Source organism: Reyranella sp. (genome assembly GCF_965279465.1).
In the GTDB taxonomy this organism is placed as follows: Bacteria; Pseudomonadota; Alphaproteobacteria; order Reyranellales; family Reyranellaceae; genus Reyranella.
Genome location: NZ_OZ257242.1, coordinates 6,027,814 through 6,045,476, shown reverse-complemented (window position 1 = coordinate 6,045,476; position 17,663 = coordinate 6,027,814). Strand labels below are relative to the sequence as shown.

The 17,663-nt window shown below is 66.6% G+C and carries 15 protein-coding genes; 14 read left to right on the top strand and 1 reads right to left on the bottom strand.

Annotated features, from left to right (window positions below):
• Positions 1-24: 24 nt before the first annotated feature.
• The 3 genes from ACQY8M_RS29375 to ACQY8M_RS29365 are packed head-to-tail and all read left to right on the top strand — an operon-like array spanning position 25 to position 4,352.
• Complete coding sequence (locus ACQY8M_RS29375) at positions 25-1,350, top strand: sugar transferase (RefSeq protein WP_428663421.1); 1,326 nt, start codon at positions 25-27, stop codon at positions 1,348-1,350.
• A 31-nt stretch (positions 1,351-1,381) separates the two neighbouring features.
• Complete coding sequence (gene asnB, locus ACQY8M_RS29370) at positions 1,382-3,241, top strand: asparagine synthase (glutamine-hydrolyzing) (protein WP_428663418.1); 1,860 nt, start codon at positions 1,382-1,384, stop codon at positions 3,239-3,241.
• A gap of 7 nt (positions 3,242-3,248) precedes the next feature.
• Positions 3,249-4,352, top strand: a complete 1,104-nt coding sequence (locus ACQY8M_RS29365) for a glycosyltransferase (protein WP_428663416.1) — start codon at positions 3,249-3,251, stop codon at positions 4,350-4,352.
• An 80-nt stretch (positions 4,353-4,432) separates the two neighbouring features.
• Here ACQY8M_RS29365 and ACQY8M_RS29360 read toward each other — a convergent pair whose 3' ends face one another.
• A complete protein-coding gene (locus ACQY8M_RS29360) occupies positions 4,433-4,651 on the bottom strand; it encodes a hypothetical protein (RefSeq protein ID WP_428663413.1) in 219 nt (72 codons plus the stop codon).
• On the opposite strand from ACQY8M_RS29360, the gene ACQY8M_RS29355 reads away from it, so the two are divergent.
• The 11 genes from ACQY8M_RS29355 to ACQY8M_RS29305 all read left to right on the top strand — a co-directional run bounded on the left by ACQY8M_RS29355 (position 4,650) and on the right by ACQY8M_RS29305 (position 17,528).
• Positions 4,650-5,900, top strand: a complete 1,251-nt coding sequence (locus ACQY8M_RS29355) for a hypothetical protein (protein WP_428663411.1) — start codon at positions 4,650-4,652, stop codon at positions 5,898-5,900. The genes ACQY8M_RS29360 and ACQY8M_RS29355 overlap by 2 nt on opposite strands.
• On the top strand, positions 5,888-6,610 hold the full coding sequence (locus ACQY8M_RS29350; RefSeq protein WP_428663408.1) for a class I SAM-dependent methyltransferase: 723 nt from the start codon (positions 5,888-5,890) through the stop codon (positions 6,608-6,610). The genes ACQY8M_RS29355 and ACQY8M_RS29350 overlap by 13 nt, the downstream gene beginning before the upstream one ends.
• Entirely contained in the window at positions 6,610-7,656 is a 1,047-nt protein-coding gene (locus tag ACQY8M_RS29345) for a glycosyltransferase (protein WP_428663405.1), read from the top strand. Before ACQY8M_RS29350 ends, ACQY8M_RS29345 begins: the two co-directional genes overlap by 1 nt.
• Positions 7,653-8,942 carry a hypothetical protein gene (locus tag ACQY8M_RS29340; protein ID WP_428663403.1) on the top strand — a complete coding sequence of 430 codons (1,290 nt, stop codon included), beginning with the start codon at positions 7,653-7,655 and terminating at the stop codon, positions 8,940-8,942. Before ACQY8M_RS29345 ends, ACQY8M_RS29340 begins: the two co-directional genes overlap by 4 nt.
• Positions 8,939-10,111 carry a glycosyltransferase family 4 protein gene (locus tag ACQY8M_RS29335; protein ID WP_428663400.1) on the top strand — a complete coding sequence of 391 codons (1,173 nt, stop codon included), beginning with the start codon at positions 8,939-8,941 and terminating at the stop codon, positions 10,109-10,111. The genes ACQY8M_RS29340 and ACQY8M_RS29335 overlap by 4 nt, the downstream gene beginning before the upstream one ends.
• 5 nt (positions 10,112-10,116) lie before the next feature.
• Positions 10,117-11,619 (top strand): hypothetical protein, encoded by a 1,503-nt coding sequence (locus tag ACQY8M_RS29330; protein ID WP_428663397.1) that lies wholly within the window; start codon positions 10,117-10,119, stop codon positions 11,617-11,619.
• A gap of 57 nt (positions 11,620-11,676) precedes the next feature.
• Entirely contained in the window at positions 11,677-12,969 is a 1,293-nt protein-coding gene (locus ACQY8M_RS29325; RefSeq protein WP_428663394.1) for an SGNH/GDSL hydrolase family protein, read from the top strand.
• Positions 12,970-13,032: 63 nt separating this feature from the next.
• On the top strand, positions 13,033-13,857 hold the full coding sequence (locus tag ACQY8M_RS29320) for an ABC transporter permease (protein ID WP_428663391.1): 825 nt from the start codon (positions 13,033-13,035) through the stop codon (positions 13,855-13,857).
• Position 13,858: 1 nt separating this feature from the next.
• Entirely contained in the window at positions 13,859-15,178 is a 1,320-nt protein-coding gene (locus tag ACQY8M_RS29315; RefSeq protein ID WP_428663389.1) for an ABC transporter ATP-binding protein, read from the top strand.
• Between the two features lie 20 nt (positions 15,179-15,198).
• Positions 15,199-16,149 carry a glycosyltransferase family 2 protein gene (locus ACQY8M_RS29310; protein WP_428663386.1) on the top strand — a complete coding sequence of 317 codons (951 nt, stop codon included), beginning with the start codon at positions 15,199-15,201 and terminating at the stop codon, positions 16,147-16,149.
• Positions 16,146-17,528: a glycosyltransferase gene (locus tag ACQY8M_RS29305; protein WP_428663383.1), complete on the top strand. Its 1,383-nt coding sequence runs from the start codon at positions 16,146-16,148 to the stop codon at positions 17,526-17,528. Before ACQY8M_RS29310 ends, ACQY8M_RS29305 begins: the two co-directional genes overlap by 4 nt.
• Positions 17,529-17,663 lie beyond the last annotated feature (135 nt).

Below are 17,663 nucleotides of genomic sequence, written 5' to 3'. Positions count from 1 at the left end.
GTCCCCAACGAATAGGAGTGAACCTTGCGGAGAGCGATCCCGGTGAGGGCGGCAGGGCCTTCCTCCACCGGAGAACAATCGTCCCGCGGCAAGCCGGCCATCAGGTCGGCGCCCGAGCGGTTCTTCGAGACGTGGCTCGACGCCCTCGGCGGCTTCATGTTCTCCGTGCTGCTGCCGATTCCGATCTATGCGACCGGGGAGCCTTTCTCCCAAGGCATCGGTGCGACCGAGCAGACCATCCTGGCGACTGCCGTGGCCTATGTGATCGTGTGGTATTGCGGCCGCCGGCTCGATGCCTTTCCGCGCGCGACCCTGCAGGGCAATGTCCGCTACCTGACACCGATGGCGGCGATCTCCTATGCGGCAATCGCGGTGCTGCTGGTGCTGCTGCGTTCCGACTATTCGCGCGTCCAGCTGTTCGGCTCCGGCATGCTGACAATCTTGTGGATGGCGTTCGTGGCGCAACTGCGTGGCCGCTACCTGATCCGCAACTATGCCGTGGTGCCTTCGGCGCTTATCCCGGCGATGCCCGAGAGGGCGGCCTGCCGCTGGCTGACCTACGAGGATGTCGAGGAGATGGGCATCCGGGTCGATGCCATGGTTGCCGATCTCGGGCCGGACCTGACCGAGGGCCAGGTTACCGCCCTGGCGGGCGCGGCAATCGCCGGGGTTCCAGTGCTCGACCGGCGCTATCTGGTCGAGACCATGACCGGCCGCACGCCGCTCGGCGGCCTGACGCCCAACGAGTTCGGCGCTCTGCTGCCGTCGCGCCAGTACTTGGTGGTCCGTCGCGGGCTCGAGCTGCTGCTGACGCTGCTCGCCCTGCCGGTGCTCGTGCCGATCCTGGCGGCGGTCGCCCTGATGGTGCGGCTCGACAGTCCGGGGCCGATCTTCTTCCAGCAGGAACGGGTCGGGCGGCGTGGGCGCATCTTCCGCATGATCAAGTTCCGCACGATGTATCACGGTGCGAGCGGCCCGAGTTTCACTACGGAGGCCGATCCGCGCGTCACCCGCATCGGCCATATGCTGCGCCGCTTCCGACTGGACGAACTGCCGCAGCTCGTCAACGTGCTGCGCGGCGACATGAGCTGGGTGGGCCCGCGCCCGGAGGCGCTGACGCTCGAACGTCAATATCTGCAGGACATTCCGCACTTCGCGCTACGGGGCATCGTCCGACCAGGCGTCACGGGCTGGGCGCAGATCAACCAGGGCTACGCTCATGAAGCCGACGAAATGCGCTCTAAACTCGAATATGATCTCTATTACCTGAAGCACTGCTCGCTTTGGCTCGATGTCATGATCGTGCTGCGGACCTTCTCCGTGATGTTCGGCGGCACCGGCGCGCGTTAGCTCCTTCCCTTCGCGGAACTGTCACTCCACCATGTGCGGAATAGCCGGCATCTTCGCCTACCTCGACGTCGCCCCCGCGGTGGATCGGGACGAGCTCGCGCGCATGAATGCCCGCATGGCGCCGCGCGGGCCCGACGGTAGCGGCGACTGGTTTTCGGCCGACCGGCGTATCGGCTTCGCCCATCGGCGGCTCGCCATCATCGATCTGTCCGAGCGCGGCGCGCAGCCCATGCACAGCGCCGACGGCACGCTCACCATCACCTTCAACGGCGAGATCTACAATTACCGCAAGCTGAAGGCGGAGCTCGAAGCCAAGGGCCTCAGCTTCCGCTCCGACTCCGACACCGAGGTGTTGCTGCAGCTCTATGCCGACCGCGGCCCCGCGATGGTCGAGGCGCTGCGCGGCATGTTCGCTTTCGCGCTCTGGGATTCGCGCACGCGGAGACTGCTGCTAGTGCGCGATCCGCTGGGCATCAAGCCGCTTTATTATGCCGACGACGGCTGGACGATCCGCTTCGCCTCGCAGGCCAAGGCGCTGCTGGCCGGCGGTGCGGTGTCGCGCGATCCCGATCCGGCCGGCATTGTCGGCTTCCACCTGTTCGGCAGCGTGCCCGATCCCTTCACCGTGTGGCGCGGCATCCGCGCCGTGCCGGCGGGAAGCACCATCCTGGTCGATGCAGCCGGCCCTGAAGCGCCGCGCGTCTACTACAACGTCGCCCATTCCCTCGGGCAGCGGGCGCTCGTCCGCCGGGCCGGTGCCACCAGCATCGGCGCCGCGGACGCCCGCCGGCAGCTCAGCGCCGCGGTGCACGATTCGGTGCGCCATCACCTGGTGGCCGACGTGCCGGTCGCAGTTTTCCTGTCGGCCGGACTGGATTCCGGCACGCTGCTCGGCACCATGGCCGAGCTCGGCGCGCGCGAGACGCTGGCCGTCACCCTGTCATTCGCCGAATTCAAGGGCGACCGGCACGACGAAGCACCGTTGGCTGCGGAGATCGCGGCCCGCTACGGCGCGCGCCATGTCGTGCGCACCGTCGACCGCGCGGAGTTCGAGCGCGACCTGCCGGCGATCCTCGACGCGATGGACATGCCGACGATCGACGGCATCAACACCTGGTTCGTCGCCAAGGCGGCGCACGAGGCGGGGATAAAGGTCGCGCTGAGCGGGCTGGGCGCTGACGAATGTTTCGGCGGCTACCCGTCCTTCGCCGACGTCCCGCGCAGCGTTCATCTGATGCGGTCCTTCCGTTTCATTCCGGGCCTCGGTGCGCTGGTCCGCCGCGTGCTGTCGTCGGCCATTGCCTCCGGCGCGCGGCTGCATCCCAAGTCGGCGGGCGTGCTGCAGTATGGTGGGAACTGGGCGGGAGCCTATCTGCTGCGCCGCAGCGTCTTCATGCCGTGGGAACTCGACGGCCTGCTCGATCCGGTGCTGGTGGCCGAGGGCCTGCGGCGGCTGGCGCCGCTCAGCCACATCGCGGCGGTGCTCCAGTCCGGCCGGCCGCTCGGCGACTTCGATCGCGTGGCGGCGATGGAGACCTCGCTCTACATGCGCAACCAGCTTCTGCGCGACGCGGACTGGGCCGGCATGGCCCACTCGATCGAGATCCGCGTTCCCTACGTCGATCCGTTCTTCCTGGCCGCCTTGCCGCCGGGCGACGTGCTGGCCGCGATCAAGGCGAAGGAGGCGGTGGCCGACGTGCCGCAGCCGCCGCTGCCGGAAGCGAGTCGCAACCGGTCCAAGACCGGCTTCGTCACGCCGGTTGGGCGCTGGATGCGAGACGCCAGCGGCGCTGGCAATGGCGCGACCGGGGACGTCACCTTCTCCAATGCGTCGCGTGCCTGGGCGTTGCGGGTCTGGCAGGCCGGCTGGACCGGTTCGGCCGCAGCGTGATCAGGACATGACCGCACGCATGCTCGCGCTCGTCAGCGATTGCTATGGCATGGGCGGCGGCATCGCGCGCTACAATCAGGACCTCGTCGAGGGTCTGGCGGAGGGCGGCGCGCAGATCCTCGTCCTGCCGCGCCACGGCCGCACCGACGGCATCGTCCTGCCGGCCGGCATCCGCCAGGAGCCGCCGGTGTTCAACCGGCTCTGGTACTCGCTGAAATCGCTGTGGATCGGATGGCGGCAGGGACCGTTCGACGTCGTGTTCTGCGGTCATGTCTACATGGCGCCGATCGCCTGGGCCGTCGCCCGCCTGATCGGCGCGCATTACTGGCTGCAGACCCATGGCACGGACGTCTGGGAGCAGCGGCCCGCGCTTCGCCGTCGCGCGATCGAGGCGGCCGATTTGGTGACGGCGGTGAGTCGCGGCACTCGCCACATCCTGCTGGGCTGGGTCGACCTGCCGCCCGACCGGGTCCGCGTGATCCCCGACACGGTGCAGGACAGGTTCGTGCCGGGGTCGCCGCCCAAGGCGTTGCGCGACAGGCTGGCGTTCGGGCCTGGCCCGATTCTGCTGGCGGTCGGCCGGCTGTCGGCGAGCGAGCGCTACAAGGGCCACGAGCAGGTCTTCAGCGCCCTCCCGGTGCTCAGGGAGAAATTTCCGACACTCGTCTACGCGGTGGCCGGGGGCGGCGACGACCGGGCATATCTCGAGCAACGGGCGCGCGTGCTGGCGGGCGATTCCGCCGTTCGCTTCCTCGGCTTCGTGCCGGACGAGGACCTGCTCGGCCTCTATCACCTGGCCGACCTCTATGTGATGCCGAGCACCCAGGAGGGCTTCGGCATTGTCTACCTCGAGGCGGCCGCATGCGGGCTGCGGGTCGTGGGCGGCGTCGGGGGCGGCAGCGCCGATGCCGTGCCGGACGAGCGGGTCGGCGTGCTGGTCGATCCGTCCGACAGGGCGACGCTGGTGGCGGCCATCGCCGGTCAGCTCGCGCTCGGCAAGGCCGATCCTGCGGCCGTCGAACCCTACCGGCGAACGCATTTCGCCGCGGCTGCACGCAGACTGCTGGCTCGCCTAGTGGACCAACGGCGGCGTATGAGGGGCGCCGAATGACTACAATCGACCGCCACTCTCCCGCCCCCCCGAGGATGCTCGAGGCCGGCCGCACTGACCGCCAGCGACGTCTCAGTCCGCTACAGGCAGACCGTGCCGGGCGTCGCCTGGGCCTTCATGCGCACAGTGTTGGACATCGCGCCGACTGGGCGCTGGACTTCTTGGTCGACAGCTGCAGCCCTGCCGGCATTCTCTGCAACTTCAGGCATGGCCACGGCTGTGGCAGCCAGGCCATCCGGCTCACGGCGCGGATAGAGCTCGAGCCGCCGCCGGGCGGGCAGGGCGAGTAGACCCGCCATGCCGCGAAGCGTCTGCATCGTGAGTCCGGGCAATCTTTCGGCCAATCCTCGGCTCGTCAAGGAGGCCGATGCCCTGCAGGGCGCAGGATATGACGTCACGGTGGTGGTATCGGACTACTCGATCGGCCTGCGCGACTTTGACAATGGCATCGAGGCGGGCGCGCACTGGCGTGTGGTCCATGCGGCCCGCTCGCCGCGCGAACGTTACGTCCATGTGGCGGCGAGCATGGCCGCGAGGTTGATCGATGGCGCCGGCGCACGCGTGCCGGTGCCGGTGGCGGCGCGAGCCTACGGCGGGCCGGTGGCGGGACTGCATGCCGCCGCCTGCGCGGTGCCGGCGGATCTCTATATAGCGCACTATGTTGCCGCGTTGCCGGCGGCCGGCGCCGCCGCGCAGCGGCACGGTGCGTTGCTGGGCTTCGACGCGGAGGACTTCCACTCCGGCGAGGGGATGGACGACCCGGCGGAGGCGCAGCGCATGGCGATGGTGCGCATCGTCGAGGGGGCGTGGCTGCCTCGCTGCCGGCACCTGACTGCCGCCGCACCGTTGATCGGCAAGGCTTACGCCTCCCTCTACGAGCTGCGGCGCCCGGTGACCGTGCTGAACGTCTTTCCGCTCGACATGGCGCCGACGCAGGCGGCTCCGCCGCGTCAGCCTGGCGCGCCCCTGCGGGCCTACTGGTTCTCGCAGACCATCGGCCTCGACAGGGGCTTGCAACCCTTCCTGCAGGCGATGGCCCAAACGACAGCCCATGTCGAACTCGAGATCCGGGGCGACGATCCCTGGGGTCACGGCGAGACGTTGAAGACCATGGCCCGCGCGCTCGGCATCGCCGACCGCGTGCGGGTGCTGCCTTTGGCGCCACCGCGGGAGATGGTGCGGTTGGCCGCCGCCTACGACCTCGGCTTGTCGCTCGAGATGGATGTCTCCGAGAACCGTCGCTTCTGCCTGACCAACAAGATCTTCACCTATCTGCTGGCGGGCATACCCGTGCTGATGAGCGACACGCCGGCTCAACGCGCTCTGGCGCCCGAACTCGGCGTAGCGGCCGCCGTCGTCTCGCTCGCCGACCCGGTCGGGATGGCGGTGGCGCTCGACCGTCTTTCCGGCAACCTCGGTGTCGCCCGCGCGAAGGCGTTGCGGCTGGGATATGAACGCTACAATTGGGAGTTCGAGAAGGAGGGGCTGCTGGCGTCCGTCGCCGCGGCCTTCGAACGCCGAAGGCAGGGAACGGCATGCCGACACTGAAGCAGCAGCTCGGTGCCTGGCTGATCCCGCGCCTGCCCGTCAACCCATGGGTGCTCACGACGTTCCGCGTCGAACTGAATGCGATCGCCGTGCGCATGCTGAACCGCATCCTGCCGGGCAGGATCGCGCAGCGCCGCGCCCTCCGGCAGCGCTGCGACGTGCTGGTGAATATCGGTTGCGGGCCTTTCGGCAAGGACGGCTGGATCAATCTCGATCTTTTTCCGGGGCGCGGCGTCACGATGCGGGTCGATGCCCGTTGGGGCCTTCCGCTGGCGGACGGCGCGGCGCGCGGTATTCACGTCGAGCATTACTTCGAGCATCTCGAGCCGACGCTGGAGCGGCCGCGCTTCCTGGCCGACTGCCGGCGCTGCTTGGCGCCGGGCGGCATCCTGCGCATCGTCGTGCCCGACATGAGGAAGTACATCGAAGCGTATCTGGCTCCGGGCTGGGATGTGCTGAACACCGTGGGCTGTGGCGGCCATCGGCCGCAGGACAGTTTCGGCACCAAGATCGAGGCGCTGAATCACGTCTTCGTGCAGAACGGCGAGCACTATGGCGGCTTCGATGCGGAGTATCTGCGCCGCACTCTGGAGAAGGCGGGCTTCGACGATATCGAGGAAGTGGGCTGGCGCACGGGACGCTTTCCAGGCGGCGCGATCGACCGCGACCAGCACGCCTCGTATTCGCTCTACATGGAGGCACGCCGCTGATGCGCCTGCTGCTCACCGCCGACCCCGAGATCGAGGTGCCGCCGCGGCTCTATGGCGGCATCGAGCGCATCGTGGACGTGCTGGTGCGGCGCCTGCAGATGGTGGGCCATCAGGTCGGACTTGTCGCTAGGGCCGGTTCGAGCTGTCCAGCCGATGCCTTCTATCCCTGGCCGGGCGAGCGCTCGCAATCGAAGGCCGACACGCTGTCGAACAGCTGGACGTTGTGGAAGGCCAGGCGCGATTTCCGGCCCGACCTCGTGCACAGCTTCTCGCGCATCGCCTATCTGCTGCCGCACCTGCGCGGGCCGGTGCCGCTGGTGATGTCGTTCCAACGCGATCCGACGCCACGCACCGTCGGTCTCGCCTCGAAACTTGCCGCACCGGGCATGCTGACCTTCACTGGCTGCAGCGAGTACATCGCCCGGATCGGCCGGCCGAGCGGCGGCGAATGGCTCGGTATCCACAACTTCGCGGACACGGAGAATCTGCATTTCAGCCCGGCCGTGCCGGGCGACGCGCCGCTCGTCTTCCTGAGCCGCGTTGAGCACATCAAGGGCGCGCATTGGGCAATCGAGATCGCGCGCCGCACCGGCCAACGCCTGATCATCGCCGGCAATCACTCCGACACCGGGCCGGAAGGCGCATACTGGCGCGAGAAGATCGTGCCGGAGATCGGCCGCGACGGCGTGGAATATGTCGGCGCGGTGGACGATGCGCAGAAGGACAGGCTGCTGGGCGGCGCCAAGGCGATGGTCGTGCCGATCCGATGGAACGAGCCGTTCGGCATCGTCTTCGCTGAATCGCTGGCCTGCGGCACGCCGGTGATCTCCTGCCCGACCGGCGCGCTGCCCGAGATCGTGCGGTCGGGCATAGAAGGTTTCCTGATCGAATCGATCGAGCAAGGCTGCGAGGCCGTGGCGAAAGTCGGCACCCTCGATCGCGCCGCCTGCCGCCGGCGCGCGGTCGAGCATTTCTCCGCCGACGCGGTGGTGGCGCGCTACCTCGAGCTCTATATGCGCCTGGTCGCGGGCAGGGCCGGGGCTTGAGCGGGCGCGTCGCCCTCGTCAGCAGTCATTTCGCGCCCAGCAATCTCGTCGGTGGGCATCGCGCGCGCTTGTGGTCGCGCTACCTGCCCGAGTTCGGCTGGGAGCCGATCGTGATCACCGGAGATCCGGCGCACTACGAGGAGCGGCACGATCCCGATCTCGAGCGGCTGGTCGCGCCCGGCCTCGAGATCGTGCATGCCGCGACCTTGCCGACGCGGCCGATCCGGCTCGTGGGTGACGTCGGCGTGCGCGCCTTCTGGGGCTGCTATCGCGCCGTTGCCAGGCTCGCGCGCCAGCAGAGGATCGATTTCGTGCTGGTGACGATCCCGTCGAATTTCCTGGCGCCGCTCGGCCGCCTGATCCACTGGCGCTACGGCGTACCGTTCGGCATCGACTACCAGGATCCCTGGGTCAATGTATGGCCCGGCGTCGAGCGCAAAGGGTCGCGCGCCTGGTGGTCGCACAGGCTCGCGACGTTGCTCGAGCCGTGGTCGGTGCGAGGTGCCGCACTGATCACCGGCATGGCACCGGGCTACGTCGCCGGCATGCTCGAGCGCAACCCGGACGTGGCGCGGAACGCCGTCGTAGCATCGATGCCGATGGGCAGTGCGTCGGAGGATTTCGAGCTGGTGGCGACGCTGCGCCGCGCGCCGTTCCTGTTCGATCCGGCCGACGGCGGTTTCCACATGATCTACGCCGGCGCGCTCTTGCCGGCCGGAATCGTCGTGCTCGACGCCTTCCTTGCCGGACTGCGCGCCTTGCGGGAGCGGGCGCCGGCCGTCGCAGCGCGCCTGCGGGTGCATTTCGTGGGCACGGGTTCCTCGCCCGACGATCCGAGCGGGCATCGCGTGCTGCCGCGCGCCCGTGACGCCGGGGTCGGCGACATGGTCGACGAGCATCCGCACCGCATCGGCTACGTCGACACGCTGAACCATCTCGAACATTGCAGTGCCGTTCTCGTGCTTGGCTCGACCGAGCAGCACTACACGCCGTCCAAGGTCTTCCAGGCGATCCTCTCGAAGCGGCCGGTCTTCGCGATACTGCATGCCGGGAGCACCGCCGTCGGCATGATCGAGACGGCGCGGGCAGGGCGGGTGCTGCCGCTCACCGCGGATGCCATGCCTCGACCCGACGCGGTCGCTGCCGGCCTCGAAGCGCTGATCGATGATCCGCCGTATGATTCCGGCGCCGTTGACGGCGCTGCCTTCGAGTTCCTCTCGGCCCGCGCCTCGACCCGCGCTCTGGCCGAGGCGCTCGACCGGGCCTGTGCGAGAGCCGGCAAATGACCCTGCGCCTTGGCTTCCTGGTCAGCCATCCGATCCAGTACTATGCGCCGATCTTCCGCGAACTGGCCAAGCGCTGCGATCTGACGGTCTTTTTCGCCCATCGCCAGACCGCCGAGGGCCACGCCAGGGCGGGTTACGGCGTGGCGTTCGAATGGGATGTCGACCTGCTGTCGGGCTACGAGAGCCGCTTCCTGACCAACGTCTCGAAGCGACCGTCGACCGACGTCTTCGCCGGCTGCGACACACCGGGCGTCGCCGAGGAGATCACGCAGGGCCGGTTTGACGCCTTCGTCGTGCCCGGCTGGGGCCTGCGGTCCTATCTTCAGGCGGTGAGCGCCTGCCGCAAGGCAAGGGTGCCGGTGCTGGTGCGCGGCGATTCCCAGTTCGCCAGCGAGCGCGGTGGCCTCCTGCGGCTGGTCAAGGCGCTCGTTTTCCCGCGCTTCCTCGAGCGCTTCGACCGCTTCCTGTACGTCGGCCAGCGTAACCGCGAATATCTCGAGCACTACGGTGTCCGGTCCGACCAGCTCTTCTTTTCGCCGCATTGCGTCGACAACGACGCGTTCCGCCAGGGCAGCGAAGCGGCGCGCCGGGCGAGGCCGGCTGCATCCTCCGGCCGCCGGCGGATCCTGCTCGTGGGCAAGCTGGTCGAGTCCAAGCGGCCGTACGATGTGATACGCGCGGCAGCCGTTATCCAGGGTGGCGGCGGGCAGATCGAAGTGGCCTTCGCCGGCGCGGGCGAAGCGGAAGCAGCGCTCAAGCAGGCTGCGACAGACGCACGCGTCAGTGCTGTTTTCCATGGATTCGTCAACCAAAGCGAGCTGCCGGCCGTCTACGCCGCCGCCGACGTGGTCGTCTCGCCGTCGGTCGAAACCTGGGGGCTGGTCGTCAACGAAGCGATGGCTTGTGGCGTGCCTTCGGTCGTTTCCAGCGCTGTTGGCTGCGCTCCCGACCTGATCGAGGAGGGCAGGACCGGCGCCGTCTTTCCCCTCGGCGACATACCGGGGCTGGCTCGCGCCATCGGGACCGTCCTGACGTTCGATGCAGACCGCACCCGCGACGCAATTGCCATGCGGCTGGCGGTCTATTCGCCGAAACGCACGGTACAGGGTATCATCGACGCCGGGAGCGCGGCTCTACGCGGTACCAGTCAATCGAGCTCAGGGCTTTGACTCCGATGCGTGAACGCACCGCCGCGATGAGTGCCGCCGACGTTCCAAAGGCCATCCACATCACGCGCCTGGACTACGCGTTCCTGCGGCGAGTGCTTCTCGTTGTCGGCATCATGCTGGTCGTCGTCAGTCCCTTGTCGAAGGATCCCCTGGCCCTGGCCGTGGGCGGTTTGTTTCCCTGGATCCTGATGCGGCTGGTCGGTACGCCGACGATGCCGGTTGCCGTGGTCTACCTGGTGCTGTGGCAGTGGGCGCAAACCTACGCCCGGGTCCTGCAGACTCTTGCCGACGGCGAGGCGCTCGGCGGCGGCATATTCGGGCCCAATGTGGAGCGCGCCTATTGGTACATGCTTGCCAGCGTCTTCATGCTCGCATTGGCGCTGCGGCTCGTGCTCGGCAGCATACCGCCGCCGACGCAGGAATCCCGCATGGCGCATACGCTGTGGCGAACGGAAGATCTGGTGATCGTCTATGTCGGCACGCTCCTGCTGTCGGTCGCAGCGCGCTATGGCAGTGCGATGGCGGCCGCCCTCGAGCAGCCGCTGCAGGCCCTGCTCCATCTCAAGTCGTTGGTGCTGTTCCTGATCTTCACCTCGGTGATGATGACCGGGAAGGGGGCCAAGCTCGCGCTGCTCGTCTTCCTGTTCGAAGTGCTCACCGGCTTCACCGGCATCCTGTCCGACTTCAAGGCCGTGTTCATCCAGCTCGGGCTGGCAGCCTTGGCGGTGCGCATCCGCTGGACGGCGACGATGGGCCTGATGTCGCTGGCCTGGATCGCGGCGCTGGTCGTGCTTGCGCTGTTCTGGACCGGTGTCAAGGCGGAGTATCGCCAGATGGCGACGGGTTCGGATGAATCGCAGCAGGTCACGTCCTCCCTGTCCGACCGGCTGGGCTATCTAGGTACCCGCGCGCTCAACCCGGACAAGATCAACTGGGGCGAATCCTCCTATGCGCTGCTGGTTCGCTTCGCCTACGTCGACATCTTCGGCTCGGTCATCACCGTACAGGAAGCCGATCCCGGGCGGATCTTCATGCGGCAGTGGGGCGATGCGCTCAGTCACATCTTGCAACCGCGGTTTCTTTTTCCAGACAAGCCGCCGCTGTCGGATACGGAGGTTTACGCTCGCCTCGCCAAAGGCGATCCTACGGAAGAGATACGACGAGGCACGTCGATCAGCGTGGGCTACATGGCCGAGAACTTCGCCGACCTCGGATTCCCGGGCATGCTGGCCGGCATATTCGCGATCGGGCTGGTGACTGCTGCGATGTACCGGAACGTCATGCTCCGCCGGCTGCCATGGATGGTCCGGGAGGGGACGGTTCTGGTCCTGGTCTATTCGATCGGGCGCGACGGTGTTGAGATATCGCTGCCCAAGCTCGTCGGCGCCATCATCATGGTGATGGTGGTTTACCTGGCGCTTCTGAGATTCGCCTACCCCCCCGTGCTCGATTGGCTCAACCGTCCAAGGGCGCATGCAAAAGCGGGCGCCGCTTCTTCCCGGACATAACAGAAGTGAGCCCCTCGAGACGACATTTCACGCGTTGCGTCCAGGCCAGTGGATCCCATGAAGCAAGCTATCCTGAACCACTTTGGCCTGACCAAGCCTTACCGGTTCGAGCGGACGTCGGCGTTAGTGGCCGCCCTGGTCCTCGCGGCCGTGCTTGGCGCAGGGACGATTCTCATCTTGTCGCGCGGCGGGGATGAAGCGGGAGGGTCGAGAGGCCTGTCCTGGGGAACGCCCCGGGGGTGGTACTTTCTCTATCTCGGCATCCTCGTCGTCGCCGGTGCAGCCCTGGCCGCTTGGCCCAGGATCGCAACGTTCGTGCTCTCGTTGGCGGCTGTCGAGATGGGGTTGGGCTTCGGGGCGGCCTTTCTCTACCTCAGCAATCTGGCCGGCTCGTCAACACTCTTCCCGAACAACTACAACCGGCCCCTTTATGGCTGGCACCCGCTGTTGCAAGCCCAGCCGTTGCCCAGCACCCGTGACAGCGCAGGCCGGCCTCGTGTCTTCATCAATTCGGAGCGCATGCGTGGCCCCGAACGTAGCCCGGACCAGTTGAAGGACAAGATCGTCGTGGCACTGTTCGGCGGCTCCACGACTCTCGATTTTGCCTCGCCGGATGGAGAGAGCTGGGGCGATCGGCTGGAACAGAACCTGAAGGCGCGCAATTACGTCTTCATCAATCATGGTGCTCCGGGCTATACGACGGCAGAGCACGTGATACAGACGGCCTTCTACGAGCAGGCCTTTGAAACCCCGCCGCATTGTGCGGTCTACTATATCGGATGGAATGACATCACGAACGCCCACGTCGATGGCCTCGACAGCGGATACGCCGACTACCATATGCGGGGGCAGATCGACTTTCTCGCCGCAAGGCGCCTCCAGCATCCGCTTATTTCCGTCTCCCCGGTCCTGAGCCTGCTGGCACGTTTTGCCGTCCTGGCCTTCGATACCGCCCGGCCGGCGGAAGCGGCACAGGGACACCGCAGTGCCGCGCCGGATCCTCGGCTCGATCGGATCTTCGTCCGGAACGTCGGGACGATTTCTGCCATCAATCGGCAGCGTGGCATAACGACCATCTGGGCCGGCCAGGTCATGAACATTGCACAGCCGGTGAGCGTGTCGATGCGCGGCTGGGTGGCGCTGGTCCCTGACGCGGTGGTTTGGCCGCTGATCAAGCACCTGAACCTTCTTCTGGAGCAGCAAGCCGGACTGCTCGGCGACACATACGTGGATATTCCAGCCGATCGCTTCGCGCCCGAGGACTTCATCGACGAAGGGCACTTTTCGCCCGGCGGGTCGATGAAGTTCGCTGCTCTCCTGGCGCCTGGCGTGGCGAAGGCGTGCAAGTAGGTCTCGCGTCGCGGCATTTCTTCGGCGTAAGAAGGGCATCGAATGAGTCCCCTCGACCGGCCCGTGTCCAGACGTCTGATCCTCGAAGCGGGGCGTGCAGATCGCCAGTATTGGCCGGACCTCTGGCGCTATCGCGAACTGCTGCTCATCCTCGCCTGGAGGGATGTCTCGGTCCGCTACAAGCAGACCGCGGTCGGAATCGCCTGGGCGATCATCCGGCCTTTCCTCACCACCGTGGTCTTTACCGTGGTGTTCGGCCATATCGCCAAGGTCCAGACGAACGGCGCGGTCCCCTATGCGATCGTGGTGATCAGCGGGTTGCTGCCCTGGACGCTGTTCTCGTCGGTCCTCGGCGATGCATCGAATAGCGTCGTCTCGAACTCCAACCTCATCAGCAAAGTCTACTTTCCACGCCTGATCATTCCGCTCGCGACGGTGCTCGTCGTCGTCATCGACTTCGCCGTCAGTCTTCTGATTCTGGCCGGCCTTATGCTGTGGTATGGCGTGGTTCCCGGCTGGCAGATCCTGCTGCTGCCGGGGTTCGTGGCGCTCGCCCTGCTGACAAGCCTTGGCCCCGCGATCTGGGCGGCGGCGGTGGTCGTCAAATATCGTGACTTCCGCTTCGTCATTCCCTTCGTGCTGCAGTTCGGCCTCTATGTTTCGCCGGTCGGGTTCCCGAGCTCGGTCGTGCCGGAGCAATGGCGCCTGCTCTACAATCTCAATCCGATGGTCGGCATCATCGATGGCTTCCGCTGGTGCATCCTGGGCGGCGACAGTCCGATTTATTGGCCGGGCTTCATCCTCGGCCTGGCGGTGACCCTCGTGTTCGTGTGGCTGGGGATCGGCACTTTCCGGCGCATCGAACGCCGTTTTGCAGACCTCATCTGACATGGGCAACACGGTCATCCGCGCCGAAAATCTCGGCAAGAGCTACATCATCGGCCACAAGATCGAGCGCGACGGCTTGCTGCGGGAAGCCATAACCAGCGGCGCCCGCTCGCTCGTGCGCAAGGGGATCGACCTGGTCACCGGGCGTCCTTCCGTCGATCGCGGCCGGGCAGAGGAATTCTGGGCGCTTCGCGACAACAATTTCGAGATCAAGCGCGGCGAGCTGGTAAGCATCATCGGCCACAACGGCGCCGGCAAGTCGACGCTCCTTAAGATCCTGTCGCGGATTACCGAACCGACCGAGGGCCGGGTCGAGCTGGACGGCAGGGTCAACAGCCTGCTCGAGGTCGGCACCGGCTTCCATCCCGAGCTCAGCGGGCGGGAGAACATCTTCCTGAACGGCGCCATCCTGGGCATGAGCCGCGTCGAGATGCGGCGCCGCTTCGACGAGATCGTGGAGTTCTCCGGCGTCGGAAAGTTCATCGACACGCCCGTCAAGCGTTACTCGGTCGGCATGTACGTCCGCCTCGCGTTCGCGGTCGCGGCGCACCTCGAGGCGGAAATCCTTGTGGTCGACGAAGTCCTTTCGGTCGGTGATGCCGAGTTCCAGTCGCGCTGCATCAACCGCATGTCCGAAGTGGCCGGCAGCGGCCGAACCGTCCTGTTCGTCAGTCACAACTTCGCGGCGGTGCGCGCGCTCACGCGCCGAAGTATCGTGCTGCAGGGCGGCCGCCTTGCGTTCGACGGGCCGGTCGACGCCGGGCTCGCCTTCTACACCGCTGCGCTCAGCAGATCCGGCGACGTCCGCAATTGGGGTCGCGGCAACGATTCCGCGCTGATCTCCGCGAAGCTCCTCGACGTAGGTGGAGAGGTGACAGATCATTTCGTGCCTGGGACTTCGATGCAGTTCGAGGTTGTCGTCGAGACGACCGGCATGCCTGGTATGTCGCTCGAGGTCATCCTGCGCGATCAGCACAATTTGCCGGTTGGCTTCTATTCCTCGGCGACATTCAGCAACATGCCGCTACCGACCGCTGCGGGCCGGTATCAATGCACCATCGCGCTCGATGAGCTGTTCCTTGCCGCTGGCGAGTACAACATCGACCTGCGGACGACGAGCACGTCCATCGTAACCGATCATCGCGTCGACGGAGCGCTACAATTCCTTGTTGCCGCCTGCAATCCGGGCGACGTCGGCTACGATTTCCGGCAGGATCAGGGGCTCGGTCATCTCGCCCTGAGGTTGAGCGCTCCGATGCGCTTCGTGCCATTGTCGTCGGATGGCATCCCGAGTTTGCACTCGGACGAGCGTTTGCGCTAGACGCCGAGCGCCGTGTCTCGATGGTGGACATCTCGATCATCATTCCGACGTTCAACAGGCTCTGGGCGTTGCCGAGGGCGGTGGAGTCGTGCCGTTCGGACGGCTGCACCGTCGAGGTTATCGTCGTCGACGATGGCAGCACCGATGGGACCTGGGGCTGGTTGCAAGAGCGAAAGGACGTCGTAAGCATCCACCAGGCCAATTGGGGCAAGGACTGGGCGGTCGCTACGGGCATGGCTGCGGCGCGAGGAACCTACGTTCGATACCTGGATTCCGACGATTGGCTGAAGCCGGGGGCCAATGAAGAGCAGTTCGCGCAAGCCCGGCAAACGAACGCCGATATCGTGGTTGCAGGGTATGAAGACTACTTTGAAGGGTCGGATCGCACCGAGCTTCATCCGTGGATGGACTGCGACGACTTCATCGCCCAGCAACTCGGCGAAGTGAGCTTCTCCCACTATTCGGCGTTCATGTTTCGCCGGGAATTCGTCGCGGACATTCCCCACCGGCAGGAGTTCGCGCTGCGCGATGACCGCTTGTTCGTGCTGGAGGCGGCGATCAAGGGACCGCGGCTGGCGGTCTACGGCAAGCCTGCCTTCGTTCATCGCCACCACCGTCAGGAACGCCTGCAGCGGACGGCGGGCTTCAAGAAAGACCTGGCCGATTGGACGACGATCGAGGTCTATCGCAAGGTCGTGGGTCTGCTGGAGCTGGCGGGAGAGTTGTCGCCGCGTCGCAAGCGCGCCGCGGTCGCGCAGATCTGGCCGGTGGTGAGGACCCTGGCGAAGACCCAGCCCGAGGTAGCGGCGGCCGCGGCCGAATGGATTTTCAAGCTGGATCCGGCGTTCGTGCCTCCGGTTCGCAAGTCGATCCGGTGGGCATATGACAGGCTAGGCTTTCGGGTCACCGAACGGCTGATCGGGACATTGACTTTCTTCCGCAGACCGCCGCTCAGCGGGCCGCCGGCATGAGCAGCGCAATTCGCCATGCTGTCTCGAGGCGACCGCGTATTGCACACTGCGTCGGCTTTTATTTTCCGGAGCAGGTCGGGGGAACGGAGGTCTACGTCCAGGACCTCTGCGTGGAGCTCGCGCGCCGCTCGGTCGACGGCTACGTCATAGCCGCCACCGACGGCAGCCGGGACGAATATTTCCAAGAGGGTGTTCCGGTCCTGCGTTATCCTAGCCACTGGGCGGAGGTCGCGGACGATGCCCGGCTAGGGGCTAAGACGGGCCTGAGCAAGTTCCAGGCGCTGGTCCTCGAGAATCGTCCCGATATCTTTCACCTGCATTCTTGGACGACCGGAGCGGGTCTCACGCACTTGTCGCAGGTGGCGCAGCTGGGCATTCCCTGCCTCGTCACCATGCACGTCCCGTCACCGCTGTGCATGCGCGGCACGATGCTGCTGCACGGCCGGCAGGCTTGCGACGGGCGCATCGATGAAAAGCGCTGCGTCCAGTGCTGGGCGGAGGCGCGCGGCCTGCCCGCGACGCTGGCCTATGGTGTGTCGCTGCTTCCGCGCGCGCTCGGCGACAGGCTGGCGTCCAGGGGATCGTCGCGGGCGATGACCTTGCTGTCGGCGCGCTCGCTCGCGCGGACCAAGGCGCACGAGCTGCACCTGATGGCCGGCCTCTGCGAGAAGATCGTGGCGCCCAGCCAGTGGGTCGCCGACGCGCTGGCCGCCAACGGCATCGCCGCCGACAAGTTCACGATCTCGCGGCAGGCCGTTTCGCCGCTGCTCGCGAAAGCCGCCGCAGGGCGCTCCCGCCGCGAACCGACCAAGGAGCTGATGGTGGGCTTCGTCGGCCGGCTCGAGCCGTACAAGGGCGCCCACGTGCTGGTCGAAGCGATGGCTGGCATCCCGCGGGATGTGCCGATCCGCCTGCTGCTCGCGGGCAAGGGCCCGGACGCCGAGTATGTGCGCCGGCTCGCCGATGCCTCCGACAACGACCGCCGGATCGAGTTCTGCGGGCCGATCTCCCGCGAGGAACTGCCCGGCTTCCTGAGTCAGCTCGATATCCTGGCCGTGCCGTCGAAGTACATGGAGACCGGTCCGCTCGTGGTTCTGGAGGGTTATGCATTGGGCTTGCCCGTCATGGGCGCCGACCTGGGCGGCATCTCCGAAAGGATCCGCGATGGCGTGGACGGCTGGCTGCTGCCGTTCGACGACAGCGGCGCCTGGGCCGCGACAATGCACAGGCTGGCCCTCGATCGCAACGAGATCGACCGCATGACGGCGAATATCGAGCCGAGCCGGACAATGGAGGTCGTCGCCTCGGAAATGATCGATCTGTACAGCGGCATACTCCGGGCTCGCCTGCTTTCCGCGAAGGCATCGCAGCTCTCCTGATGCGAGGCATGCCTTTGTGCTGGCAAGGAAGGGGGCTGGTAGCCTTCGGGCGATAATGGGTCGAGAGCTCGGCCTGTCCGCGCCGCTGATCATGCAGGGAACGCCCTTCGTCAGATACCTATGCTATTGAACATG